Origin of the sequence: Streptomyces sp. S.PNR 29 (assembly GCF_030386795.1) — a bacterium.
Classification (GTDB): Bacteria; Actinomycetota; Actinomycetes; order Streptomycetales; family Streptomycetaceae; genus Streptomyces.
In genome coordinates this window covers 515,138-537,951 of sequence record NZ_JANUQM010000001.1, presented here as the reverse complement: position 1 = coordinate 537,951, position 22,814 = coordinate 515,138, and the positions used below count along the sequence as shown (strand labels likewise).

Annotated in this window: 26 protein-coding genes; 1 reads left to right on the top strand and 25 read right to left on the bottom strand. The window is 68.7% G+C overall.

All coding sequences use genetic code 11. The features are described from left to right. Nucleotides 1-95 precede the first annotated feature (95 nt). The 24 genes from NW895_RS02640 to NW895_RS02525 all read right to left on the bottom strand — a co-directional run bounded on the left by NW895_RS02640 (nucleotide 96) and on the right by NW895_RS02525 (nucleotide 20,017). A complete protein-coding gene (locus NW895_RS02640) occupies nucleotides 96-488 on the bottom strand; it encodes a hypothetical protein (RefSeq protein WP_289933417.1) in 393 nt (130 codons plus the stop codon). Next, the gene (locus NW895_RS02635) at nucleotides 488-1,114 is read right to left on the bottom strand and encodes a hypothetical protein (protein ID WP_289933416.1); all 627 of its coding nucleotides are present in this window, start codon (nucleotides 1,112-1,114) and stop codon (nucleotides 488-490) included. The genes NW895_RS02640 and NW895_RS02635 overlap by 1 nt, the downstream gene beginning before the upstream one ends. Before the next feature lie 87 nt (nucleotides 1,115-1,201). Beyond that, nucleotides 1,202-1,492 (bottom strand): hypothetical protein, encoded by a 291-nt coding sequence (locus NW895_RS02630; protein WP_289933414.1) that lies wholly within the window; start codon nucleotides 1,490-1,492, stop codon nucleotides 1,202-1,204. A gap of 100 nt (nucleotides 1,493-1,592) precedes the next feature. Further along, the gene (locus NW895_RS02625; RefSeq protein ID WP_289933413.1) at nucleotides 1,593-2,507 is read right to left on the bottom strand and encodes a helix-turn-helix domain-containing protein; all 915 of its coding nucleotides are present in this window, start codon (nucleotides 2,505-2,507) and stop codon (nucleotides 1,593-1,595) included. Nucleotides 2,508-2,597: 90 nt separating this feature from the next. Then, nucleotides 2,598-3,734, bottom strand: a complete 1,137-nt coding sequence (locus tag NW895_RS02620; RefSeq protein WP_289933411.1) for a PD-(D/E)XK nuclease family protein — start codon at nucleotides 3,732-3,734, stop codon at nucleotides 2,598-2,600. 77 nt (nucleotides 3,735-3,811) lie between these two features. Beyond that, nucleotides 3,812-4,789 carry a phage recombination protein Bet gene (bet, locus tag NW895_RS02615; RefSeq protein WP_289933409.1) on the bottom strand — a complete coding sequence of 326 codons (978 nt, stop codon included), beginning with the start codon at nucleotides 4,787-4,789 and terminating at the stop codon, nucleotides 3,812-3,814. 15 nt (nucleotides 4,790-4,804) lie between these two features. Then, on the bottom strand, nucleotides 4,805-5,149 hold the full coding sequence (locus tag NW895_RS02610; protein ID WP_289933408.1) for a hypothetical protein: 345 nt from the start codon (nucleotides 5,147-5,149) through the stop codon (nucleotides 4,805-4,807). Between the two features lie 91 nt (nucleotides 5,150-5,240). Next, entirely contained in the window at nucleotides 5,241-5,459 is a 219-nt protein-coding gene (locus NW895_RS02605) for a hypothetical protein (protein WP_289933407.1), read from the bottom strand. A 90-nt stretch (nucleotides 5,460-5,549) separates the two neighbouring features. Continuing rightward, a complete protein-coding gene (locus NW895_RS02600; protein WP_289933406.1) occupies nucleotides 5,550-6,119 on the bottom strand; it encodes a hypothetical protein in 570 nt (189 codons plus the stop codon). A gap of 166 nt (nucleotides 6,120-6,285) precedes the next feature. Then, nucleotides 6,286-6,744: a hypothetical protein gene (locus NW895_RS02595; protein WP_289933405.1), complete on the bottom strand. Its 459-nt coding sequence runs from the start codon at nucleotides 6,742-6,744 to the stop codon at nucleotides 6,286-6,288. Nucleotides 6,745-6,832: 88 nt separating this feature from the next. Next, nucleotides 6,833-7,078 carry a hypothetical protein gene (locus NW895_RS02590; protein ID WP_289933404.1) on the bottom strand — a complete coding sequence of 82 codons (246 nt, stop codon included), beginning with the start codon at nucleotides 7,076-7,078 and terminating at the stop codon, nucleotides 6,833-6,835. 26 nt (nucleotides 7,079-7,104) lie between these two features. After that, nucleotides 7,105-8,283: a peptidoglycan-binding protein gene (locus NW895_RS02585; protein ID WP_354670062.1), complete on the bottom strand. Its 1,179-nt coding sequence runs from the start codon at nucleotides 8,281-8,283 to the stop codon at nucleotides 7,105-7,107. Nucleotides 8,284-8,932: 649 nt separating this feature from the next. After that, nucleotides 8,933-9,370, bottom strand: coding sequence for a hypothetical protein (locus tag NW895_RS02580; RefSeq protein WP_289933403.1), 438 nt, complete (start codon nucleotides 9,368-9,370; stop codon nucleotides 8,933-8,935). Then, on the bottom strand, nucleotides 9,371-10,477 hold the full coding sequence (locus NW895_RS02575) for a hypothetical protein (RefSeq protein ID WP_289933402.1): 1,107 nt from the start codon (nucleotides 10,475-10,477) through the stop codon (nucleotides 9,371-9,373). Beyond that, nucleotides 10,477-11,403 (bottom strand): hypothetical protein, encoded by a 927-nt coding sequence (locus tag NW895_RS02570; protein WP_289933401.1) that lies wholly within the window; start codon nucleotides 11,401-11,403, stop codon nucleotides 10,477-10,479. The genes NW895_RS02575 and NW895_RS02570 overlap by 1 nt, the downstream gene beginning before the upstream one ends. Before the next feature lie 13 nt (nucleotides 11,404-11,416). After that, nucleotides 11,417-12,349: a phage tail domain-containing protein gene (locus NW895_RS02565; protein WP_289933400.1), complete on the bottom strand. Its 933-nt coding sequence runs from the start codon at nucleotides 12,347-12,349 to the stop codon at nucleotides 11,417-11,419. Beyond that, nucleotides 12,349-16,611 (bottom strand): phage tail tape measure protein, encoded by a 4,263-nt coding sequence (locus NW895_RS02560; RefSeq protein ID WP_289933399.1) that lies wholly within the window; start codon nucleotides 16,609-16,611, stop codon nucleotides 12,349-12,351. Before NW895_RS02560 ends, NW895_RS02565 begins: the two co-directional genes overlap by 1 nt. A 36-nt stretch (nucleotides 16,612-16,647) precedes the next feature. Continuing rightward, on the bottom strand, nucleotides 16,648-17,046 hold the full coding sequence (locus NW895_RS02555) for a TFIIB-type zinc ribbon-containing protein (RefSeq protein WP_289933398.1): 399 nt from the start codon (nucleotides 17,044-17,046) through the stop codon (nucleotides 16,648-16,650). Further along, nucleotides 16,989-17,546: a hypothetical protein gene (locus NW895_RS02550; RefSeq protein WP_289933397.1), complete on the bottom strand. Its 558-nt coding sequence runs from the start codon at nucleotides 17,544-17,546 to the stop codon at nucleotides 16,989-16,991. Before NW895_RS02550 ends, NW895_RS02555 begins: the two co-directional genes overlap by 58 nt. A 2-nt stretch (nucleotides 17,547-17,548) precedes the next feature. Next, on the bottom strand, nucleotides 17,549-18,223 hold the full coding sequence (locus NW895_RS02545; protein ID WP_289933396.1) for a hypothetical protein: 675 nt from the start codon (nucleotides 18,221-18,223) through the stop codon (nucleotides 17,549-17,551). A gap of 127 nt (nucleotides 18,224-18,350) precedes the next feature. Then, a complete protein-coding gene (locus NW895_RS02540) occupies nucleotides 18,351-18,800 on the bottom strand; it encodes a hypothetical protein (RefSeq protein WP_289933395.1) in 450 nt (149 codons plus the stop codon). Next, nucleotides 18,797-19,225: an HK97 gp10 family phage protein gene (locus NW895_RS02535; protein ID WP_289933393.1), complete on the bottom strand. Its 429-nt coding sequence runs from the start codon at nucleotides 19,223-19,225 to the stop codon at nucleotides 18,797-18,799. Before NW895_RS02535 ends, NW895_RS02540 begins: the two co-directional genes overlap by 4 nt. Beyond that, nucleotides 19,225-19,656 (bottom strand): DUF6093 family protein, encoded by a 432-nt coding sequence (locus tag NW895_RS02530; protein WP_289933392.1) that lies wholly within the window; start codon nucleotides 19,654-19,656, stop codon nucleotides 19,225-19,227. The genes NW895_RS02535 and NW895_RS02530 overlap by 1 nt, the downstream gene beginning before the upstream one ends. Continuing rightward, a complete protein-coding gene (locus tag NW895_RS02525; protein WP_289933391.1) occupies nucleotides 19,646-20,017 on the bottom strand; it encodes a hypothetical protein in 372 nt (123 codons plus the stop codon). The genes NW895_RS02530 and NW895_RS02525 overlap by 11 nt, the downstream gene beginning before the upstream one ends. 129 nt (nucleotides 20,018-20,146) lie before the next feature. On the opposite strand from NW895_RS02525, the gene NW895_RS02520 reads away from it, so the two are divergent. After that, nucleotides 20,147-21,586: a DNA phosphorothioation-associated putative methyltransferase gene (locus NW895_RS02520; protein WP_289933936.1), complete on the top strand. Its 1,440-nt coding sequence runs from the start codon at nucleotides 20,147-20,149 to the stop codon at nucleotides 21,584-21,586. A 4-nt stretch (nucleotides 21,587-21,590) separates the two neighbouring features. Here NW895_RS02520 and dndA read toward each other — a convergent pair whose 3' ends face one another. Then, nucleotides 21,591-22,742 (bottom strand): cysteine desulfurase DndA, encoded by a 1,152-nt coding sequence (gene dndA / locus NW895_RS02515; RefSeq protein ID WP_289933390.1) that lies wholly within the window; start codon nucleotides 22,740-22,742, stop codon nucleotides 21,591-21,593. Between the last annotated feature and the right edge of the window lie 72 nt (nucleotides 22,743-22,814).

Genomic DNA, 22,814 nt, shown 5'->3' with positions numbered 1-22,814 from the left:
GCGCGGTGGTGGCGGCTGTCCTCGATGCCGAGGGCGATGAACGCGGCCAGGCCCAGGAGCAGCAGGAGCAGCAGCCAGATCACCGGCCGCGCTCCTCAGCGGGCATGGCGCCAGCCGTTGACGTAGGCGCCGACCTCCTCGGCGAGAGGTTCGAGGGACATGTCGCCGGGCGGTTCGCCCTCGCCGGTCGTGGTGTCGTAGATGACCTTGGACGTGCCGTGGGTGTTGTCGATGTGCTCGGCCTTCCAGCCGCCGATCTCGCTGCGGTCGTCGTGCCAGGGCAGCGACCTGCGGCCCGCGATCGTCACCAGCTGCTCGCCGTCGTCCGTGAGCAGCACGGTGATGTTCAGCTCGTTGCCGCACCAGTCCACGCCGACGTCCGTGCAGTGCTGTTCGAGGGCCTCGATGACGTCGGCGTACAGGGTGCGGGCCTTTGCCTCGTCGGCAAGGCGCAGGAGCTGGACGCCGCTGAGGTAGTGCAGAGCCATCACGCGCCCTCCGTCTCAGTGCTGCGCGTGACGCGGACGGTGGCGATGTACCCGTCCTTCTCGAGCACGGCGAGCGGGTAGCCGTCCTGCTCGGGGCGCTCCCAGACGCGCTGGTATCCCTCGACCGCGGTCAGGTGCTGGCACCATTCGAAGTAGCGGGCGACGGCCATCCCCGGCGTCTCGCTCGCGCCGCCCTGGGTGGTGTTGAGGCCGTACGGAGCGCAGTACGTGGCCGATGTGGTCAGCCGGTACGCGGGCCGGGGAGCGTTCAGCGCGTCGATGCGGGCGAACATCGGCAGCAGGCCGGCGTGGCAATGGCGCTGTGGGCCGCCCGGCACGGAGTCGTACAGGACGGTGTGCCGTCCGGGGTTGTCGATGTCCCGGCGTATGACGCGCCAGCCGGTCACCTCGGCGGGGTCGGCGGGCAGTCCGTGTTCGGTGGCGACGACCAGCTCGGTTCCGTCACCGATGTCGGCACGGATGAAGGACGCGTCGGTGACGTCGACGTCGGTGATCCAGCCGAGGTAGCGCAGTGGCGTGATGACGTGCCAGTAGCTGCGGAAGAGCCGCTGCCACAGCGGGTCGGTCCGAAGGTTGTGGTCGGGCAGTGCCGCGAGGGTGGTCATGTGGGTCTCCAAGAGGGGGTATTGCCGGGCGGACACCTCGAAAGGTGTACGTCATTGCATACATGTCACCTATCTCTGGCCATGCGTTTAGCCATAGATGGGGAGCTCATGGACAGTGAGGGCCCGCACCAGCCACATACGCCCCGCACTGGTAGCGACGCAACCGACGGGGCGGTTGTGGTGCCGCAGGACGAAGGCCGCACCCTTCTCGGTGGCGCTGATCGAGTGCGTCAGCTGGTACACGCCGACTCCGGCGCAGCCGATGGAGCAGAACGGCGACTTGGCGAGAACGGGATCGGCGTGCGGTCCGCTGACGACCTCAGCCACAACGATGTACGCCGCCTCTGCGGGGTCGCGATCTTCGGTGGTGGCGTTCATGAGCTTCTCCAAGAGGTTTGGGTTCGAAGGGGTTTCGAACCGATATTTATATCTTATTCGCACACCTTGGGGCGTCAATGGTGGTGATCTTCCAAGGCGCCTATTCACCACGGGAGTTGGGACGTCGTGTGCGGCCCAGGCGGGCCAGCTCGCGCACCCGTTGGCGGGCCATCTCCAGCGCCTGCGGGTCAGTCTCGGCCACACGCCGCTCCTGCTCGGCGAAGAACTCCCTCAGCCACTCCTGCTGGCTGATGCGCTCCTTCTCGGCGGCCTCGCGCTGCGCCCGCTCGCGAATGGCCCGCGGGTTCGTCCCGCACGCACGGCAGTTGGCGGCAGGCCGCGGATGGGCCGGGCAGCCGGACGACGGCGGATCCTCGGTGTGCTCCTGCGCCTCCCGCGCAACGCCCGCCCCTGGGGTAGGGGGGTAAGGAAGGAGGTAGGAAGGAGAAGGAAGAGAAGGGGTTTCCGTGGGGAAACCCTCTTGGTCTCCGTGGGGAAACCCACTGGGTTTCCTTGGGGGAACCCTCCCCGGCCCGTCTTGAGGGTTTCCCTGGGGAAACCCTCCCTCCTCCCGCGCCCCGTCCAAGGCACGCGTCTCCTCCCGCGACGCCACGTCCTGCTGGGTGCGGGCTGCCGCCGACGGCTTACGCCGCGGCACCTTCCGGGCCAGCCGGGGGTTCGTGGGGGCGCGCCGTGCCACACGACGCCACTCGATCAGCTCCTCGGTCGACGGAATCGGGGGCACTCCATGCGGAAAGACCTTGTACTCGGCGCGCCGACCGACGCGACCGATCTCGGTGCGCTCGACCAGGCCGAGGCCGACCAGTTCCGTGACGACCCCGATGACCCGCTTCTCGCCCACGCCCGCCCACGCCATCATCCGCTCAAGGCCGGGCCGGGCCAGGCGGGTTTGGTCGTCGGCGGAGTCCGCGATCTTCATCAGGACCAGCTTCTGCGTCTGGTTGATCACCTCCTTCGGCAGGTAGGCCGCGACCACCATCAGCTGGATGCTCACCAGTACCTCTTCCGTGTTCCGTTCGGTCGTGGCCGCACTGGGGCAGAGGCAGAACTGGCGGCGGTCCTGCCCCCGTGCCCGGGGAGCGGGTCAGGGTTTCTTGCGCACGGTGACGTTGATGCTCACGCTGGTGCGCCGCTCGTGGTCGAGGCGTACGGGCACGGGTATGCCGGCCGCCGTGAGCTGGGCTTTCATCAGTGCAGTGTCGGGCGTCATCGGTACCGGCAGCCCGGCCTGCTTGAAGAGGGCGACCATGGCGTCCACGTCGTCGACCTTGGTCGGGTTGCCGCCGCTCCACGACAGCTCGTTGTCGCCGTACACGCCCTCCTCGGCTCCGTCGAGCCTGGCGCGCAGTACCTTCAGGCGGTCCTTGAGCGGCCTGATCTGCTCGGTCACCTGGACGTACTCGGCCAGTGCCTGCTCTCGCTCGGCGTCGTCGTGGACGAGCATGCTCTGCGGGCGGCGACCAGCGATCGTCGGTCCCCAGCAGGCCGTCTTGAAGGGGCAGTTGTCGCAGATCGCAGACAGGCCGGGCCCGGGAAAGGTGCGCGGCAGGTCCTCGGGAGTCTCGGCAGCGCGCACCTGATCCACCCACCAGCGCGCGCCCTGCGCCCGCTCGGCGTTGAAGGGCATCTCCTGGACGTGATCCTCGCCCGAGTCGCGGTTGAGGAACCTGAACCGGATGCGGCCGACGGGCAGCGGGCCGAGACGGGCGAGCTGCCGCTGACCGTCGATGTCGGCGAAGCCCTCGGTACGCAACAAGTCTGCGTAGAGCAGGACTTGGCGGATCTCGGCGTCGCTGGCCCCGTACCGCAGGATGTTGTCCCACTGGAAGGTGCTCTTGGTCTTGATGTCCTCCACGGTCAGTTCCTCGGCCGGGAGACTCGGGCGCAGCCGCCTGGGCAGCCGGGAGGCGGTGCGGCCGTCGAGCTGGACGGCGTCGATGTGGCCTCGGATGGTGTCGTCCTCGACGCGGCGCTCGATGATCCAGCCGTACTCGTGACGGACTGCGTCGAGCGCGCCTTCGTGCAGCCAGGTGCCGAGAATCGCTTTGCGCTTCTCGCCGCCGTCGGTGGGGGTGCGGCCGTGCAGGAGGTAGCCGGCGCGCCGCGCGCACACGGTGTCGCTCGCGCCGATCTTGGTTTGCAGGGAACGGGGGCGGCGTGCGTCGGCCGCGTGGGCTGCGGGCCACAGGCTGACAGGCCGCTCGGGGGTAGCGATGGTCACGGATGATCTCCAGCGGAGCGGGGTGCCGCCCTCCGCGCGGACGGCGGCACCCCGGAGCGAGAAGGGGTCAGAGGTCGTCAGTCGGCTGATGAGCGGGCGGCCCTGGGAGCGATGCGCTTGCCGGTGGGGCGCTTGCGGCGCGTGATGAGCACCTCGCCCGCGGCCGTGTCCTCTCCCTCTGGCTCTGGGCCCGACTCCGGCTCGGGGCGGGGTTGGGTCCGCTTGCGTGGCCGCTTCTTCGGCGGTGTCGTCTCGGCGGCCGGGTCGCCGGACTCGTCGTCCGTCCGCTCGCTCTTCTCCAGGCCGGCTGCCGCACGCAGGCGCCGGGTCACTTCCTCCGCCTCGCGGACGACGCCTTCGGCGTCGACCCGCTCCATCTCCTCGTCCACGTAGACGCCGGACAGGTCCTGCGGCGCGGCCATGCGCAGCGCGCCGGCCTCGGCGCACTTGCGGAGCATGTGGGCAGGCATCTGCTGCCACATCTTCGCCACGACGTACGCGCCCTGCTTGCGGTCGTAGTACGTCGGGGCGAACTCGTCCCAGCGCGCGATGAACGGGAACCGGCTGGTGCCGCGCAGGACGGTGACCTTGACCGCGGCCGGGTACGCCTTCGACAGCCAGACGTCGTGGGCGTTGCCCTCGGAGTCGTAGTAGACGGTGTCCTCGTAGGAGATGGACTCCCCCGCCTTCGCCGCAGCCCGGTGGGCGACGGTGCGGAATCCGTCGATCCCGGTCTGGATGGTCCATGTCTTCTCGGGCTCGTCGGGGTTGTCGGCCGCCTTCCAGTTGGTGCGGCCGATCATGTAGATCTGCCGCGCGAACGGATCGAGGCCGGTCCTCACGCAGTAGTGGAAGAACATCGCCAGGTGCCCGCGCGGGGCGCCGGCCAGGCCGGGGCTGATCAGGGCAAGCGTTGACAGCTGCTTGTGGTCGAACTCGTCCTGGTCGGCGCGCAGGACGATGGCGCTCGCCGGGACAGCCGGGCTGGCAGTCTGGGCTGCTTCGACCACCGTGCCCTCCACGGCGGCGGGCTCGGCGGATGGTTCGTCGGTCACGTTCTCTCCAAGAGGTCAGTGGGTCCGCAGGCTGCGGACCTCGAAGGCGCCAGCCCATTCGGGGTGGCGCTCGATGAGGAGCCGGACGTACCGGCTGCGGAAGTTGTTGTTGAGGCGGAACTCGTCGCCTTCGGTGGCCGTGGCGTAACGCCAGCGCAGAACCTCGAAGAGCATTCCGATGCCCACGCGGGTGGCGCCGCGCTGGAGGTAGTTGGCCGTCAGAGTCTCCAGCGCGCGCAGCACCCAGGGGTTGAGCCGGTGGAACGCCTCGAACTGCGCCTGGATCGTGGCCGCCTGGCCGTCGGGCTGCCGCACTGTGTGGATCACCAGGCCAGGTATCTCGTCCTGGACGCCTTCCATACCCCACCACCTCAAGAACGGCTCGAAATGTGTCACCTATCTTGAGGGGTGAAGAGGCGTGTGATCAACCCCAGTTACCGCAGGCGCACCTTCACGGCTCCACGGACTCCTCGACGTCGCGCTCGGCCAGATCCTCCATGCGCGCTTCGCGCTGCTCGTTGGCGCGGGAGACGTCCGCGAGCATGCGGACGGCCAGGTGGGAGTTCGGATTGTCCAGCACGTAGCGCGACAGGGCGACTTCGATGAGCAGGATCTCCGGCACCGTCATGACGGCGACGCCGTCACCGGCGGGTGTATGTACAAGCTGCATGCATGCCTCCTTTGCGAATGAGCCCCTTCGAGGAGGGGATGTAGGTATATCTTATTCGCATTCAGGCTGCGTGTACAGTGTTTGCGCAGGTCAGAGGCTCTTTCGTGCGTACCGTCCCCGCGTCAGCACCTTCGAGCCCGGGCCGTCGTAGGTGCCCTCGCGCAGAGCAGCCGCCACCAGGTCGTCGACCTCCCAGGCCAGGCTGCGCGCTGTCGCGCGCAGCTCGGGCACCGCACCGAGCACCGTGTCCAGCAGCCACAGCATCGACCCGGACAGCAGCCAGTCCTCCTGTGGGAAGTTGCCCGCAGCGATACGCGTGGCCAGGGTGCCCTGGGATGGCAGGTGGAACAGCTCGATGATCTCCTGCTGGCCGACGATCGGGGGCAGTTGCTCCCGGGAGTCGGCTTCCCAGCCCTCGCCCTGTTCCGCAATGAGCCGTTCCTTGTAGCGGACGTCCAGCAACTTCGGCCGGGGCGTCGTGCGCCCGAAGCGGCACGCGAACCCCAGCGGCCAGTAGCGCACCCCCGAGACGACGATGGCGCTTGCCGGGTCCAGGACACCGCGGCTGGGATGCAGCCACTGCGACACCATCTGCGCCTCGACCCCGTACAGGGCAGCGAACTCCTGGTGACCCACCAGATACGGCTTCGGCAGATGCATCGCCCCGTCCTCCGCTATCCCTTGCGCGTGCCGACGCCAGAGCGTAGCCACACTGCACCGCCGGCCAGCTCGGCGGGCGCTGTTATCGTAGGCAGCGGTCTTTCTCCAAGAGGGCCAACTGGCCCCCGCTCGAAGCGGGGGCCATCTCTTTGCCCGCACTCCCCAGCTACGCGGGCTTCGTCGGCCCTTGGACAGGCGCGGCCTGCTCAACGATCCTCGGGCGGTCCGTCCCTCGGTGACTGCGGACCTGCCGGGTGAAACCCAGGGCGTGCACGCTCTTCCCCGTGACCTTCCGGAACAGGGCCGCCACTTCGTCGGCGCCCAGCCTCCGGCCGTCGATGGTGAACACCGGTCCGCTCTGCCTGGTGCCGATCAGCTCAGCCAGCTGGGCGGCCGTGGCCGAGGTGACGTCTGCCTCGAATACGCCGCCTTCCCTGGTCTCCCGGAGCACGACCACGCGGTCCGCGAGTTCCACGTCCGGCACGTCCAGGGCGACGGCTTCGCTGAGCCGCACGTCCGACTCGCGCAGCAGTTGCCAGACGGTGCGGACCGCGAGCGGGACCGACTGTTCCGTGAGGGCGGTGTCCACCTCCAAGTCGGTCACGAGCAGGTGCGTCGTATCCATGAAGACCCCCAGGTCACGGGTAGGAGCGAGTGATGCGTCCGACGCTAGGCGCGGTGTCGGACACCACTGCGCGACAGGGAGTGCTGGCTCAGCCTCGGATCACGCCGAGTACCGTCAGCGCCACTGCCATCACGGACGCCAGGACGGCGATGGTCGGCAGCGGCCACCTCCCCTTCTCCAGTGAGGTCACCCGTTGTTCCAGGTCCTCGACGGCCTTGTCCGTCTGGTCACTGCGCTGAACGAGCAGCGCCAGCTGCCCGTCGATACGGGCAAGGCCGACTTCCAGGGCGCTGCGCAGCTCGGCAAGGGCCAGCGCGATCTCTCCCTCGGGCACGGGTGCTCCTTGTCTCCGGCTGCGGGTCAGTACTTGGGGGTGGCTGGGTCGTGTTTGCGCGGCAGCCAGGACGCCGTGCCGGCGCGTCCGAGGACCGTGCCGAGTGTGGACTTCAGCGCCGACAGGCCTGCGGGTATCGCGGCGACGGCGGCGGCCTGCCATGCGGAGAGCGACACCAGGTCGGTAGTGCTGGAGGCTGCCATCAGGCCCAGGACCGACTGAACGTAGGTGGCGATGGTCCGCTCCGCTATGTCGGCGAGGGCCTGCGGCATGGGGTCGTGCTCCTGTTCCGGGGGTGCGGGAGGCGTCGGATCGGTGGTGCCGGCTGTGCGTGGCACGCGCAGTGCAGCCCACGTCTCCGGGCCGGGGATGCCGTCGGCGGCGGCGCCGTGGTGCCCGCGTTTGATCTGCCAGGCGGCGTACGAACGGCGGTGCGCGTCGTTCCACACGGGGCCGGGCGGGGTGTCGTAGGAGTCGCAGCCCTCGGCGATCAGCCGCTTGGCCATGGCCGCGATCACCGGTGAGGTCCGGCCGTCGCGGAAGAAGCCCCTGCCGGGGTACGCCGCGTATTTCGGGACTGGCCTCGGCTTGGGCTTGGGGGACGGCTCCGGTTCAGGCGTGGGCTTCGGCCTGTCCGGTGTCTTGTCGTCGTCCTTCAGATGGCGTGCGACGCGAGCGCGGAAGTCGTCCATGTCGATGCCACCGGGATCCGGCTTGCCCGGCTGCCACTCCTTGTGACCGATGACGCTGCGCTCGTTCCAGCCGTGGGCGCGGCACAACGCCGCGGCGGCGCGCGCCATGGCGTCCAACTGCGCGGCGGGCCATGGCTGGTCGCCGGTGTTGATGCACTCGAAGCCGTAGAAGTGCCGGTTGCCGTCGGTGTCGGCCTCGTTGTCGCGCGGGAGCGTGTTCTTCTCCGCGATGACAGCGAGCAGGACGTCGGTGTCGCCCATGCCGGCGTGGTTGGTGCGGCCGTAGCCGACCAGGTGGATGGTGCCGGAGCGGTCGATCACCCCGTGGCACAGCGGCCCGGGGAGGTCCTGGTAGCCGACACGGCACAGCTCCACCATGTCGGCCTCGGACGAGTAGGGGCCAGTGTGGTGGATCATGACCCCGTTCACGGGGCCCCAGTTGCCGTGGGTGTTGCGGTTGTGGGTACGCCACTTGCCGTGCTCGACGACGCCGAGGCCCGCGTGCTTCAGCACAGATAGAAACCTGTCCGTGCTCAACGGAGTTGCCACGCTCGCTTCGCCTTCTCCCCTGCGCCGTATGGCATTCGGCCGGACTCCGCTGATGCGGGCCGGTCCCTCGGGAGTTGGCTGTGAAGCATGGGCGGAGGGTCACCCGATGGTCATGCTACCCAGCAGCATCGACCTGCCTGCCGGGTTAGGCCGTGTCCGACGGGTCAGGTGGCAAGACTCGCCAGTGTGTCCGGGTGTAAGGAGCGAGTCTCTCTGGCCGCGTGGTGCCATCGAACACAAGGATGGTGGATCGATACGGCATAACTCACATGAGGGGTACGGAGTGTGCAGATCGTCACCTGTGGAAGGCATAGCTCATCCAAGGTCCCTAAATGAAGGGGAGTTCATGCGTCGCACCGTTGCTGTTGCCGTTGGATCCATCGTGTTCCTCGGGGTGCTGGTCACCCCTGCTAGTGCCGCCTCTGCGCCCTCCGCCGCACCCAGGAGCATCGGAACCTTCCTCACATGTGCGCAGGCTGCGATCCCGGCGATCACGCAGGACCCCCTCAGGATGGTTACCACTTGCATTCCGGAGCTGCTGAAGCCGTGACTGCCAGGTGGTCACTTGCGGAGCCATTGCCGGACAGCGGCGACGGTGCAGTGGATGCGGCCTCTACTCGTCGTCGCCATCCGTGCGGCATGAGGCGCTGTCGAGGCTGAGCCAGGTGGCTTTCACACTGCCGCCGTCCTGGACCCGCAAGGTCACCTGACCCTGGGTATCGATATCGAGGTGAAGTGCACGGCGTGCCGCATCGGAAGTGACGGGGATCGTGCGGGGCACGGCTGGCCAGAAGCCCTCCGGCAAAAGGGCGACGACTGCTTCGTCCACGGCCCGGCCGCCGGGCAATCCGATCCGGCCGCTGAATTCCAGCGTGTTCCACGGGTTCGCGCGCATCTGCGGAGGCTGCGCGGCGTCAGCCACCGTGGTGTCCCCGGTGAGCGGCACATCGCGCCACGGTGGATACGGTGCACGCCGGGCCCGCTCCAAGACAGTGACGCGTCGTTCCAGAGCGGCCAGGCGGCGCGCGAGCTCGGCGATCGTGTCCGGCATCTACTGCTCCTCCGTCTCGTCGCCGCTCTCCTCCGGCTTGACCGTGCGCTCCAGCTTCAGCGTCACGCGCTCAGGGGTCTCCCCTTCACCGGGCCGTACGGTCCAGCCGACGATGCGGTTCCATCCGTCGTAGGCGGTGTGCGGCTCGTGCAGCCGGATGCGTACGTCGTCCCCGACCCGCAATGCCTCGATGGGGGCCGCGGGATGGTCGACGATCTCCAGCTCGGTGAGCGTCGGCAGGATCTGCCGGGCCAGCCGTTCGCGGCGGGCGCGCTGCTTGAGCTTGGTCTCGTCCTTCTCGCTGGTCTCCAGCTTGTGCTCCAGACGCAGCCGCCCGTTGCGCACGCCGTCGACCACGACCTTGCGCTTCTTGCCCTCGCCCGCGCCCAGGCCGATGACCCACTGGGCGTAGGCATCGGCGTCCTTGATGACCTGGGGCTCGCCGAACACGTTGGCACCGGTGGTGAACGTCAGGTCCTCCCGCCGTCGGCCGAGCCGAGGTGCGCCCAGTTCGATGCGTCGCTGGGCGCGGTGTCCGGCCCAGGTGACGGTCTCGGTCCATTCGAGGCCGTCATCGATGTCGGCCATCTCGTCCACGATCTCCCCCAGGTTGCGGGGGTCGGACTTGGAGGTGGTGTAGGGGTCCTTCGCTGTGCCGGTCGTCGCCGTCGACTTCGTATCGTCCACGATGACCTGCAGGTCGCCGTCCGGCTGCTCTTGGGCGTACGCCCACACGTCGCGGATGACCTGGCAGGGGTCGGCCTCGATGTACGGGCCGCGGCCGCCGAGGTTGCCGTGCAGGTCGAAGCGCCGGTGCAGGTAGCTGGTGAACCCGGATGCCTCGACAGGGAGTTTGGCCCCCTCCGGTTCGGCCCGCCACAGCAGCCCACCCCACAGCAGCCTGGAGTTTCGCTCGACGAGGATCACCGTGTCGCCGGCGTCGTCGAGCATGTCGCTCATCCTGCGGCCGAAGGTGGGGTTCAAGGTGGCGCTGAGCGAGCCCGGCCCGGACTTCTCCGGTCCGAACTCGACTTCGGTCAGCGGCAGATTCCAGTGCAGGACCTCGCCGGTGGCAGCTCGGGCGAGGATGTAGCGGTAGTCGGGCATCACACCGGGCTTTCCGTGAACTCGATGTCGGCGGTCACCGTGGTGCCCTTGGCCACCGCCAGGTCGCCATCGCCGTACTTGTCGATCTGGTTGATCTGCACCGCAAGACGCTGGCGAGTGCCCCGGTAGGCAGGGGGCAGGGTGAGGGTGTCGGCGAGCACCACGCCAGCGCGGCGGGTGGTGGTGCCGTCGTCGTCGACCACGGTCGCCGCAGCGTTGTGCTCGCCGAGGCGGGTGCGCAGCTCGGCGTATATGGTCCCTGCCTCGGCGCGCAGGCCGGAGAGGGTGACCACGATCGTGGCCTTCGTCGCCCACGCCGGGATATCCAGGTCCCAGGCGGCTTCCTTGGGCCAGTTCGCCCACCGGCCGTGCGGGGCGGGCACCTGCTCCGTGTCGGTCGGATGCACGGTGCGCAGGGACCGCTCGGTGCGCGGATTGGCGACCCGACGCAGGTCGGTGATCATGTCGGCGGTGACCGCGGCGGTGTTGCGGGGCAGGGTGATGCGGGCCAGGGGTATGGCGGTCATCTCCCGCAGCACGGTGGTGTCCTGGTCCACGCCCTGTACGAGGTGGAAGTAGCCGATGTCCTCCCGGCGGGGATCGCGCTCGCCCTCGTACTCGGGGTCTTCCACCCGCAGCACGAGCAGGTCGGTACGGGCGAACGGCCCGGTAGGCGGGACGTCGACCACCGCGTCGCCGACGTTGCTCTGGGTGTAGGCGCCCTGCCACGGTCGTACGCCGTGGATCAGGGCGGAGCCGTCGCCGACACGGACCCCGGGCCCTGGTGTCTCCAGGGGGCGGACCTTGAGGTCACCGGCCTCGGCGATGCCCTGTCGGCCGCGCGTCAGGTCGCGGATCATCAGGCGCATGGCGCGGGCGGAGTGGTCGCCGCCGCGCACCATCATCGGGGGCTGGACAAGGGTCACTGATGTTCTCCGTTCACAGGGCGGTGTACGCCGACCGCCACGACACCTCGAGGCGCGCGGTGCCGGTGGGGTCCTCGCCGCTCCAGCCGATCTCGGAGCGGCCCCGCGGGATGGCGAACAGGTCGAGCCGTGAGGGCGGGGTGAGGTCGTTCGCGACGTTGACCTTGCCGTTGCGCAGGGCCCAGCGGGTGTTGGGCCGGGTCTCCATCTCCAGCCACTCCCCGGCGCGCAGCGACAGGCGCACTTCGAGGACGCGGCCGGTGACGGTGTTCCAGATGCGCGGGTTGGTGACCGGGCCGTGGATACGGATGCTGGGCCAGGTCGACACGTTGCCGTGGTTGGTGATCCACCCGGGACGGTCGTCCGGGTCCGCGTGGCCGCAGCTTTCGGGCGCGCACAGCGTGTGGTCGACGGTGCGGTCGCGGTCGTTGGGCCTCGCGGCCTGGTCGAGGCCCAACGACCGCTGCGATAGCTCGTCGTCGTACCAGCGCGGGTCCGTGCCGGCGAACTCCAGGTCGAGAGGGATCCACCCGTTGATCGCCGTGGTGGTGCTGGTGGCCTCCGCCCGCCGCAGGCGCCCATACATGCGGCGGGTGCGGTGTCCGGGCCAGCGTCCGCGCAGTACGTGGCGGCCCTCGGGCCGGGTTCTGGCGTCCGGGTCGTCGAGGGCCAGCTCCAGCCGGGCCAGCAGGTCGGCGGCCTTGGCCGGGTCACCAGGTGTCTTGATGCCGGCCTCGAACCGCAGGGCGCGGGTGCCGTAGAAGTCCTGGCCGGGGAAGGTGCCGTCTCCGGTCGGATTATCCACATCCTGTGGACGGGTCGCGGGCGAGCCGAGCCCTTCGATGTTCCCGACCGGGACGCTGGTGCCGTGGCCGAAGACGACGCCGCCGATCTCGAACTGCCACGGGGCCAGTTCGATGCGGGGCTGCTTGGTTGGTGTGGTCATCAAACCCTCCCGCCACGCTGCGCGTTGCGCAGGTTGCGCATCATTTCGTTGCCGATCTGCTCAGGTGTGGCGGAGCTGTCGGTGACCGTGACCGGCATGGTTCCTATCAGCGGCTGCTGCTCGCGCACGACGACGACCTGGACGCGCCCGCCGGCGCGGGCATCGACCACGCGAGTGCGAGCACGGTCGCTGCCGGTGCGGATGTCGAAGGCCCGCACCACGCCCGCCATGACCTCCGAGGTCCGGGCCCGCTGGAAGGAGCTGGCCAGGACCGGGCTGTAGTCGCGGCTACGGCGGCCTCGTACGCCGCCGTTGGCAAACCACTCGACCTGCCCGCCGAAACGGCCGACGACTTCCTCCACGATGGCTTTGCTGCGGTCACGCTTGGAGGCCGCGAGCGGCACGTACGCCTCTCCCCCCGTGGAGGGCTCCGCCCATATCCGCCAGCTCCCGGCCGGGGCGATCTGAGCAACGTGCTGCTCACGGCGAGTCCCGGTGATCCCTCCGTCGGCGAAGTAGTCGACGACAGCACCATCCGCGTGGCGGTTGGCCCGCCTGCGCAGGTTCTCGGCCTGTTGACGCAGGGCGTCAGCGGCCCCGGCCCCGTCGCCGAGCGACGAGAAGACGCTCACGTGCCGCGTCGTGACAGTCACCGACTTGCCGCGCAACGCATCGATGCGCCGCTGAATGGAGTCAGCGGCCTTGCGAGGGCCACTGGTCGGCACGGTCACCCTGACGTTCTTCGACCCGGGGACCTTCTCGATCCTGAAGCCCAGCGCCTGAAGCTCCTTACGGGCCTGCGCCGTGGGCGCGCGCACGACGACGGACTTCGCTCCCGGGGTGGCCCTGATCTTGGCCTGCACCGCTTCCAGACTCCTGATGGCCGCGGCAGTCGGCGCGGACACGCGCACGTTCTTGCTGCCTGGGGTCTGGCCGAGTTTGTCGATCAGCCCGTCGAGGCTCTTCCGGGCGGCAGCGGTCGGAGCGGTGATCTTGATCTGGCGAGTACCGGGAACCGTCTTGACGGTGAAGCCGAGCTCGCGCAGCTTCTGCTGCGCGCCGTCGCTCAGCGAGTCGACCTTGATCGTCTTGGCGTTCGGCAGCCGGTGGAACTCCGCCTGGACCGCGATCAGGTTCGCGAGCGTGCTGTCCATGCCCTTGGTCTGGAGCAGCAACGACACCTTCGACGGCAGCAGGCCAAGGCTGTCGGCAACCCCTTCGGCCTGGGCTCGGGTCAGTCCGTAGCCCCGTGCGGCCTTGATCGCCTCGGCCCGTGCCCGGCTCATCTCACCACGGGCCTTGGCCAGCGCCGCCGGCAGCGCCTCGCCGTTACGGATGGCCAGGTCGTACGTCGCCACGGAGGCGTCAGCTGCCGCATCGGACAGCGCGGTGAGCTGGGTGTAGAGCTGCTGCCCGTTGCGCGTGGTGGTGTTGAGCGTCCGGTCCTGGTTGACGAGCTGCCGGCCGCCAAACCCCTGGTCGCGGCTGACGTTCCTGCTGCCCTCTTCCAGATCGAGCACGGCGGAGTTGACCTTCGCCCTGGCTGCTTGGAGCGATATCTGGCCGCCGGAGAGCAGGTCGAGGGCGGTCTTGAGGGAGCGGGTGCGGGTGTCGGCGTCGGCGGTCTCGTCGGCGAGGCCGCCCACAGCCGCCTTGAGCCGGTCGTAGGCGGAGGTGCCGTCCCCGGCGCCCTTGGTCGCCTGGGCCAGCTCTCGGGCGTTCTTGATCGACTCGGCCATCTCGCCCTTGACGCTGCCGAGAGCGTCAGCGGCGTCCTTGTACTGCTGACCGACGTCCGTGTAGTCGAGAACGCTGGCCTTGCCAGCCGCCATGTCCCGGTAGGCGCGGTGGGAGTTGGCGGTGGCCATGAGCTGCTTCTGCAGCGCCTCCAGCGACGTGCCCTGCCCGAGGTAGGCGTCCGTCAACGTCGCGAGCGGCACGCCGGCCTGCTCCATGACCTTGGTCAGCTGCCCCTGGCTGGTCTTGGTGTCCAGCAGGATCTGAGCCGCCTGCTGACGCACGTTGCTGTCGATCTGCCCGCCGGACTCGCGCAAGGCCGAGGTCAGCGAGGAGATGCGCTGCTGGTGCTCGGCCGCCGCCTGTGCCGCACGCTGCTGCCGGGCGGCAAGCAACCCCAGGCCGACGGAAACCCCGGCCATGGCGATCCCGAACGGTCCGCCGAGTGCGTTGGTGACGCCGCCGACGGCGGAACGCAGGCCCGAACCGGCCGCGCGGCCAATACCGTTCAGCGTGCCCATGAACGTCACGCCAGCGCCGTTGGCGCTGCGGAACGCCGCCGTCATGGTGCCCAGGAAACCGACCCGAGCCTGCACCGCGGCCCAGGCCGCGCCGTACCGCGACAGCGACACTCCGGCAGATGCCGCGAGCGCCTGCTGGACCCGCATCTGCTGGGCGAATCCCTGCAATCCAGTGCGGATGGGCCCGGTGACCGTGTTGGCGACGCTGGTCAGGGTCGGCTGGACGCGCCGGAACAGCAGCATGGCCAGGGCAGCCGACTGGATCGGGGCGGGCAGCGCGCCGAAGGCACTGACGAGGCCGCCCACGACGTGCCCGATCGGCACGAGCACGAAGGACAGGCCCGAGACCGCGTCCATGGCCACGTTGGCGACGGTGGCGATGATGTCGAGCGTGCCCGCCGCCGCGCCACCCTCCTCACCGAGGTTGGCGACGGCGGACACGATGGGCTCCGCGCTGTCGGCAGCGTTGCGCAGGACCTGGCCCAAGGTTTCGCCCGCGTTGATCAGCAGGTTCAGGCCAGTGGCGAGAGCGTCCTCCCCCAGCTCCTTGAGCGGGTCGACGAAACGCTTCGCCTCATCGATCAGACCGCCAAGGCCCTCCTGAGTCTTGGCTTTCAGGTCCGGTCCGTACAGGACGGCGAGGTTGCGGCCGTACTCCAGTGCCGCGGTCAGGTACGGCGTCGCTCCGGACATCCCGCGCGTCAGCAGCCGGGTGACCCACTCCAGTCCCGGGGCCATGCCCTCGTAGAGCGCGAGCCCGGTCTGCCGGGCCTGGGTGCGCAGCTGCACCATCGCGCCGGCCAGGCCCTGGCCGCGCGACGCGGTGATGGACGCGGCGGCGCCGGTCTGCCGTACGGCCATCGACAGGTCGTCGAAGGACTCGGTGCCCTGGTGGGCGAGCGCGACCGCTCCACTGAGCGCCGGCTTGCCGAACGCCTGTGTGACGCCTGCGGCGAAGTCTCGCTGGGACATGTCGTGTTCGGCCTTGGCCAGGCCATCGATGACAACCCGCAGGCCCCGGAATCGTCCCTGGGCGTCCCAGGCTTCGATGCCAAGGTCCTTGAGCGCGCTGCGCATCTTCGGGGTGGGCGCCGCGAGGTTCGCGAAGATCCCTCGCAAGCTCGTGCCCGCCGTCTGCCCGAGGATGCCCGCCTTGCCGAGCATGCCGACCGCGGCCGCAGTGTCCTGCAGCGAGACGCCGAGGGCGTTGGCGACCGGCCCGGCGTACCGCATCGAGTAGTAGATGTCGGTGATCGAGCCGGAGGCGCTGTTGGCCGTGGCCGCCAGCGTGTCCGATGCCTTGGCGGCCTGATCAGCACCGAGGCCGTACTGATCCATGATGTCGCCCAAGTACTTGGCCGACGTGGCGGCGTTGACGTCGGCCGCCGCCGCGAGCTGAAGCGAGGCACGTACGGCATCGATGGACTGGTCGGCGCGAAAACCCGCCTTGGACAGCTCGACCATGCCCTCGGCCGCGTCGGCAGCCGTGGAACCCGGAAGGGTCAGGTCGTTGCCGAGTTCCTGCGCGACAACGGCGGCGCGCTGCATCTGCGCGGCCGTGGCGTTGGTCACCGCGCGGAAGAGGTTCATCTGCCGCTGGTAGCGGTTGCCCTCCTCGACCATCTCTCCCGCGCCGAGCAGCAGACCGCCACCGGCGAGCAGGTTGGTGGTGGAGATGCCGCCCCGGCTCACGCCGGCCACGGACCGCTGGAGGCGGGACATGGAGCGGGCCCCGTCGTCCCCGGCCGCGCGGAGGCTGGCGCGGGCCGCCGCGGCGCGGGCGGAGATGCGGTTCAGCTCGCCGACGGCCGATCGGGCGGACCGGTTGAGCGCAGCGAACTGACCGGTGAGGCGGGCCCCTTGCACGTCCAGGCGGGCGAGCGTGCGGTTGGCGGCATCGGTGCGGTCGGCAAGGGTCCGCATCTGGCCGGAGGCAGCACGCGTTCCCGCGATCAGGTCGCGGACCTCGGCGCGCATCGCCACGGTCAGGGTGAACCCGGACACCGCAGCGGGCCTCCTTACATCGTCGTGCGGGGTTGATCAGGGACGTTCGCGGTACTGGTCGCGCGGCAGGAGCTGGATCTTCACGCCGTAGCCGGAGCGGTCAGTGGGGACGTGGTCCCGTTCCTGCTCGATCAGCTCGCAGCCGGGGCAGCGCAGCGTGTCGGTGACGTAGGCGTGAGGGTCACCGCCGCGTTCGTGGTCCCACTCCTCCAGCCGGGTGTGGCACTCGGGGCACACCGACCGCTGCCACTGCGCCCACGCCAGCGCCTTGGCCCGGTCCAGCTCCGTCCACCGGCCGTCACCGCCGAGGAACTGCGAGTGCGGGATCTGGAACCGCTCGCACAGCTCCAGCTCGGCGCGCAGCTGTGGGTCGCGAATCAGTCTTTTCCCAGCTCCACCCGGCTTTCCTGCTGGACCTGCCAGGCCGCGTCCCACAGGGCGCCTGCGTCCGGAGCCGACCAGGTGTTCAGCAGCTCCTCGGCCTCCTCCTGGCTCATGCCGTCCACGGAGGCGGCCGAGACCAGCGCCGCGGGGAACGTGTCCGCGTTGAAGATGGCGCCTTCCTCTGCCTGCTTCTCGGTCGGCGGATGCTCGGAGATCAGCTCCTCCAGCACCGGGCGCGGCAGGGCGCGGAAGGTGAGGAACTCGGAGGCGGCGTCCAGTGCCGTACGGGCGTCCTCGCGCGCGGCAGCGGCGTCGGCAGCCTGCTGGGCCGCCTGTTCGTCGCCCGGGTTGGCCTCGGCGACGAACCGGGCGCGCCGAGCTGCCTGTTCGGTCTCCTCGAACCGCTGGCGAAGCTGGTCGTCGTCACAGACACGGAGCTTGTTCTGGGGCCGGGCGCGGCGGCGCAGGCGGTCCATCTTGGCCGCCCACGCCCCCTCCGTGGCGGACTCGCCGGGAGGGGACGGGCGCTTGGCCGGTGCGGGGCGCGACATGCTCAGTCCTCGACGTGCTCGTGGACAGCGGCGGCCGTAGTGATGCTCTTGAGAATGGTGACGTCGGTCTGCTCACCGCCGTGGTGGTGCTCATGACCGTGGTCGTAGCCGCCGTGCTCCTGGTCGTCGCAGTCCTCGACCGGCGTGGGCAGCGGGTGGGGCGGCACCGGCTCGGGCACCGGGGCGTCGAGCGACGGCTCCTCGGTGATGGTGAAGGTGACCTGGAACTTGGCGGCCTCGTTGCCGGTCGAGTACGTCGCGGCGCGGGTGGCGACCTGCACAGGGAACACGTCGACCGACCGGGAACCGGGGATGTCGCCCTTGCGCAGGAAGACGACGTAGCCCTTGGCGCCCTTGGGCAGCTCCTGCTCGATGTCGTCGGAGAACCTGTCCTCGTAGAAGGTCAGGGAGCTGCTCTCGGCCTTGTCGTTGCCCGGGATCGAGGAGTTGAAGGTGCTCCCCATGTCGGGGGTCTCGATCGGCTCGTTCTCCAGCGCCCAGCCTTCGATGTCACTGACCGCCTTGGTCAGGTCGAACCGGTTGGGCTCGGAGATCTCCGTACGGGTCGGCCGCTCCGAGTTGTTGACCTTCCTGAGCCAGTAGATCTTGGAGATGCCGCGCCGCAGGAATCGGGTCTGGGTAGCCGGCTTGCTCGTGGACGGCTTGGTCAGGGACACAGGTCCGCTCCCACTTCTGGGGCAGCGTCCCGTGCCGAGGCCCTGCCCCTTGAGGTTCAAAGGGGGTTCGCCTGGCCTGGGGCCTAGCGTCCGCGCGGGCCTCCGCGGTGAGGAACCTGAAGCGAGTTCAGGTGGGTGTCACGGTGATCGTGAACCGTTGTACGTAGGACACGATAGCGCCTGCCGCCGACAAAGAGGGCTCGCCTCCAGCTTCATGATCCAACTCCCGGTCGATGACACGGGCTTGGGGAATGTGCAGGTCATAGGCCCATCGGCCGCTGGCCCGGCCAACGATGCCGGCGCGTACGCGGTCAGCCAGCCACTGCACCTGGTCCTCGCGTTCGCCGACCGAGGTGACCTGGTAGCCCCAAGCGGCGTCCGCGTGCCAGTCCTCAAGCGGCGGACCGCTGAACTCCCCTGGTAGCGAGTCGAGCACGGTGTACGGCGCCCCCGCGGGCTCCCACTCCCCGGACTCCAACTGAACGCGCGGGAGTTCACCGATGCCGCAGGGGCGACCAGTCGCCTTCTCGATCAGTGCCGCCAGTGCCCGGGTCACCGGCAGCCGGGGTGCGCTCACGGCAGCACTCCGTCCTCCAGCGCCTGGATGAACGCGGGCTCGGTCTGCCGGAAGGCAGGCGCAACGTGCGGGTACGGCGGCTGCCGGTAGTGGCGGCCGAGGGAGTCGACGCCGACGAAGCCGTACTCCAACCGGCGCGCCTGCGGGGCATCCGTGAACACCTCCGCGGTCACCTGCCCGTCGCTGCTGCTGACCCGTACATCCCACGACGCCCGGTACTGGCCTGTGATCACATTCGGCCCCGGTCGGCCGCTGGCGTTGTGCTGGATCCGGACCCGCAGCAGCATCGCGTGGTGCCGGGTGATGGTCCGCGTACGGGCTCGGGCAGCCGGACCCATCCGCGCCAGGGCAGCGGCCAGTGCGATCGGATCACGGAACGCGGTCGCGTCCGGGTGAGCATTCGGGTGCGGGTTCGCCAGCGCCATCAGTCGATCACCTGCACCCTGACGATGCGCACCACGCTGTAGGTGCCCACGGTCTCGTCCGAGACGCGGAAGCGGCGGCCAACCAGCTGTGGGTCTCGCGGCCCGCCTGGCCGAGCTGATCCGGCTACTCGAATCACGTCGTCCGGCCGGAGTTCCGGGGCCTCGACGGGCAATACGGCTTGGTAATCAGTCGTGGGCGGCTCGACGGCGATGGCGCCGCTCAGCGGCCGAGTGATCGCAGGACGGCCGAGCGGCACCACGGCGCCGAGCCCGTCCCAGATCAGTACCTCATCCGGCAGGGGCGACACGAGCTGCCCGGTGGCCTCATCCAGAACATCGTCGGCGCGGCCGACGCTATCCCGCCATGCCTCGAGCTTGTCGTCCAGGATGCGGCCGACCACTCGGCGCGCACCTTCCACGTCAATGGCCACGAGCCCACTCCTGGAGCTGGGTGAGCATCGCCTCCGTCAGCGAACGCGGGCCGGTCCCCAGATCGGGCCGGGCTAGCGCAGCGCGTTCCAGTTCCTCGGCGTCGATCGCCGTCAGGAACGCCACGGCCGCCGGGCCGGGATCAGAAGCATCGGCGACCGCTACGCGGGCCAGACCCTCGAAGACCGTCTCCGCATAGCCCCCGGTATAAAGGACGACCTGAGGGGGCTCACCCTCCTGGTGGCTGATCGCGTATCCCTTGAAGGCACCTGGGTCCACCCGCCGTCCGTCGATCTCGATCGCAGCCTTGGGACCGCGGGCGGTGATCCGCACGCTGTGCAACTTTTCATCGATGTGATCCATTGACTCGACGCTAACGCTGCTGTCGGACAGCACCGGGTTCCCCGCACAACATCGTCCGACTACGCCAACGCCAAGTTCGGCTCGTCCGCTACTCTCCAACTCGTCACTCAGCTGTGCAGGGGCGTGAAAGTGGTACAGCAGGCATGGAGTAGTAACCGCAGACTGACCGCGATCAGCCGGGCGAGCCTCTCAGTGCCAGCCCGGCAGGCCGTGATCGACAAACAAGTGTTTCCAGGGCGCACCGTCCTGGACTACGGCTGCGGACGCGGTGGCGACGTTCGTGCTCTTCAGCAGCTGGACTGCCAGGCAGTCGGGTGGGACCCGTTCTATAGCCCTGAGACGAGGCTCGAGCCCGCGGATGTTGTCCTCCTCACCTACGTCCTGAACGTCATCGAGGATCCACAGGAGCGCCGAAAGACTTTGGGGGCCGCCTGGAACCTTGCACGCACCGTCCTGGTTGCTTCGGCGCGACTGACGTGGGAGAGGTCCAAGGTCCGAGGGGAAGAGTTCGGTGACGGCCTGCTGACGAGCCGCCAGACGTTCCAACACCTTTTCGGGGCAAGTGAACTACGCAGCTACGTTGAGGAGACCACTGGAGTGCGGGCCGTCTCGGCGGCTCCCGGTGTGGTTTATGCCTTCAAAGACGAAACAGCACGGCTGAGTTACCTGGCGCAACGGATCGTCCCTGATGCGGTCTGGCTGGCCTCCGAGGACACGGCTTCGGCGATCGCAGCGGTCGTCGACTACGTGGAGCGCCGCGGCAGGCTTCCCCGCATGGAGGAAGTGCCTCGGCCTATGGCCGAACTCCTCGGCCACTTACGTCCGAACGAACTGCGTCGGCTCGTCCGAGATTCGGCCGACCAGAGCAAGGTCGAGGAGGGCGGCAAGCGATCGACGCTCAACACGCTGCTTTTCCTCGCGGTTGAGCTCTTCAACGGACGTGGCCCGTTCAGCAGCCTTCCTCTCAGCATCCAACTCGACGTCCGAGCCTTCTTTTCTTCGTACAAGGAGGCCTGCCAGCGATCCGATCGGCTGCTGCTCAAGCTCCGCGACGGCACGTACGTCCGCGGGGCCATGAACGCCTCGGTGGTCGGCAAGCTGACCCCGACCGCCCTGTACGTGCATCGTCGTGCCCTCGATCACATGCCGACCATCCTGCGCTTGTACGAGCACTGCGCCGCAATCGCTGCCGGCCGTCCGCCGCAATGGACCGTGGCGAAATTGCGCCACCAAGGGCGAGCCGTGAGCTGGCTGGACTACCCCGACTTCGACACCGATCCGCATCCGCGGATCCTGTCGTCGTACCAGGTGGACCTTAAGACGCTTGAGACATCGCACACGTCGTACGCCAACTCCCACAACCGGCCCCTACTGCACCGCAAGCACGAGTTCCTGGCTCCCGACGATCCGGATGTCGAGAAGTACCAGCGGCTAACAGCGGCAGAGGCGAGGGCGGGGTTGTATGAGAGCCCTCACCTCATCGGCACGGAGAACGGATGGGAAGCCGAACTCATTCGCTGCGGACGCGAGTTGCGTGGCCATCGCCTCGTGAGGCGGACAAGGCAGTAAGCGATCACGCTGAGTCAGGCTGCAGACGCGCGATCGTGCCGGCCAGTTCCGTGGCGTCCAGTTCTGTCGTTTGGCTCGGGAACCACGACAGACGAAGTCCGTTTGAAGCCACTTCTTCGGGTAGCCCCATGGCAGTCAGGACGTGGCTGGGGGTGTAGGAGGCACTGGTGCACGCGGACCCTGTAGCAACGGCGACTTGGTCCTTGAGCATGACGATGAGCGCCTCGGCGTCCACGCCGTCGAATGTCAGGTTGACGATGTGCGGGACCGTGTGTTCCTGGTCGCCGTTGATCCGGAATCGGGTCTTCGACAGAGCGTCCAGGAGACGCGCGCGGAAGGCCGCTGCGTCCTGGCTCCATTGGGTGTGTTCCTTGTGGAAGATCTTCGCCGCTTCTGACAAGCCCATGATCAACGGGACCGGCAGAGTGCCGGGTCGCAGTCCGCGTTCTTGACCGCCACCGAACATGATCGGCTTCAGGGGCAACGTGTCCCAGCCGCGGTGGCGAGCCAGGAGCATTCCGATTCCCTTGGGTCCGCCGATCTTGTGGCCGCTGACGCTGATGAGGTCGATCGGGGCGGTGAGGTCTTGCGTCAGCTTTCCGTAGCCCTGCGCCGCATCGACGTGCATGTACGTCGGGGTTTCCCGCAGCTTGTGGGCAAGATCGGCGACGGGTTGTACTACCCCTGTCTCGTTGTTGACGTGCATCAGCGACACCAGAAGCGTGTCTGGGCGCAACCGATCCATCACGGCCTCGACCGTGACACGGCCGGACGGCCCGGGTTCGATGAAGTCGACTTCGAAGCCTCGGGACTGCAGGTACTCAAGGGGTTCGATGACCGCTTTGTGCTCAATCGCGGAGGTGATGATATGGCGTCGGCCACTCTCTTCCCCGTAGGGGGCAAGCCCCAGCAGGGCGATGTTGTTGCTCTCGGTGGCACCACTCGTGAAGATCAGCTCGTCCGGCTCGGCGTTGAGCGTACCCGCAAGGTACTGCCTGGCCTGCTGCACGGCGCGCTTCGCTCGGGTTCCGTACTCATGAGTGCGGCTGCCGGCGTTGCCGAAGTCTTCCGTCATCCAGTGCAGGACGACCTCGGCCACGCGTGGGTCCACGCGTGTGGTTGCTGCTGCATCCAGGTACGTCACCACTAGCTCCACCACACCTCTGTGCGTTATTCCTGCATGGCCTGTACGTCTAATCTCTCACGTACAAGTACGATACCGTTGCGT

Bases quoted from the DNA above. Each gene is read 5' to 3' on its own strand.
- NW895_RS02640 (WP_289933417.1), bottom strand. From the start codon at position 488: ATGGCTCTGCACTACCTCAGCGGCGTCCAGCTCCTGCGCCTTGCCGAC.
- NW895_RS02635 (WP_289933416.1), bottom strand. From the start codon at position 1,114: ATGACCACCCTCGCGGCACTGCCCGACCACAACCTTCGGACCGACCCG.
- NW895_RS02630 (WP_289933414.1), bottom strand. From the start codon at position 1,492: ATGAACGCCACCACCGAAGATCGCGACCCCGCAGAGGCGGCGTACATC.
- NW895_RS02610 (WP_289933408.1), bottom strand. From the start codon at position 5,149: ATGGAAGGCGTCCAGGACGAGATACCTGGCCTGGTGATCCACACAGTG.
- NW895_RS02605 (WP_289933407.1), bottom strand. From the start codon at position 5,459: ATGCAGCTTGTACATACACCCGCCGGTGACGGCGTCGCCGTCATGACG.
- NW895_RS02600 (WP_289933406.1), bottom strand. From the start codon at position 6,119: ATGCATCTGCCGAAGCCGTATCTGGTGGGTCACCAGGAGTTCGCTGCC.
- NW895_RS02595 (WP_289933405.1), bottom strand. From the start codon at position 6,744: ATGGATACGACGCACCTGCTCGTGACCGACTTGGAGGTGGACACCGCC.
- NW895_RS02580 (WP_289933403.1), bottom strand. From the start codon at position 9,370: ATGCCGGACACGATCGCCGAGCTCGCGCGCCGCCTGGCCGCTCTGGAA.
- NW895_RS02575 (WP_289933402.1), bottom strand. From the start codon at position 10,477: ATGCCCGACTACCGCTACATCCTCGCCCGAGCTGCCACCGGCGAGGTC.
- NW895_RS02565 (WP_289933400.1), bottom strand. From the start codon at position 12,349: ATGACCACACCAACCAAGCAGCCCCGCATCGAACTGGCCCCGTGGCAG.
- NW895_RS02550 (WP_289933397.1), bottom strand. From the start codon at position 17,546: ATGTCGCGCCCCGCACCGGCCAAGCGCCCGTCCCCTCCCGGCGAGTCC.
- NW895_RS02535 (WP_289933393.1), bottom strand. From the start codon at position 19,225: ATGGCGCTGGCGAACCCGCACCCGAATGCTCACCCGGACGCGACCGCG.
- NW895_RS02525 (WP_289933391.1), bottom strand. From the start codon at position 20,017: ATGGATCACATCGATGAAAAGTTGCACAGCGTGCGGATCACCGCCCGC.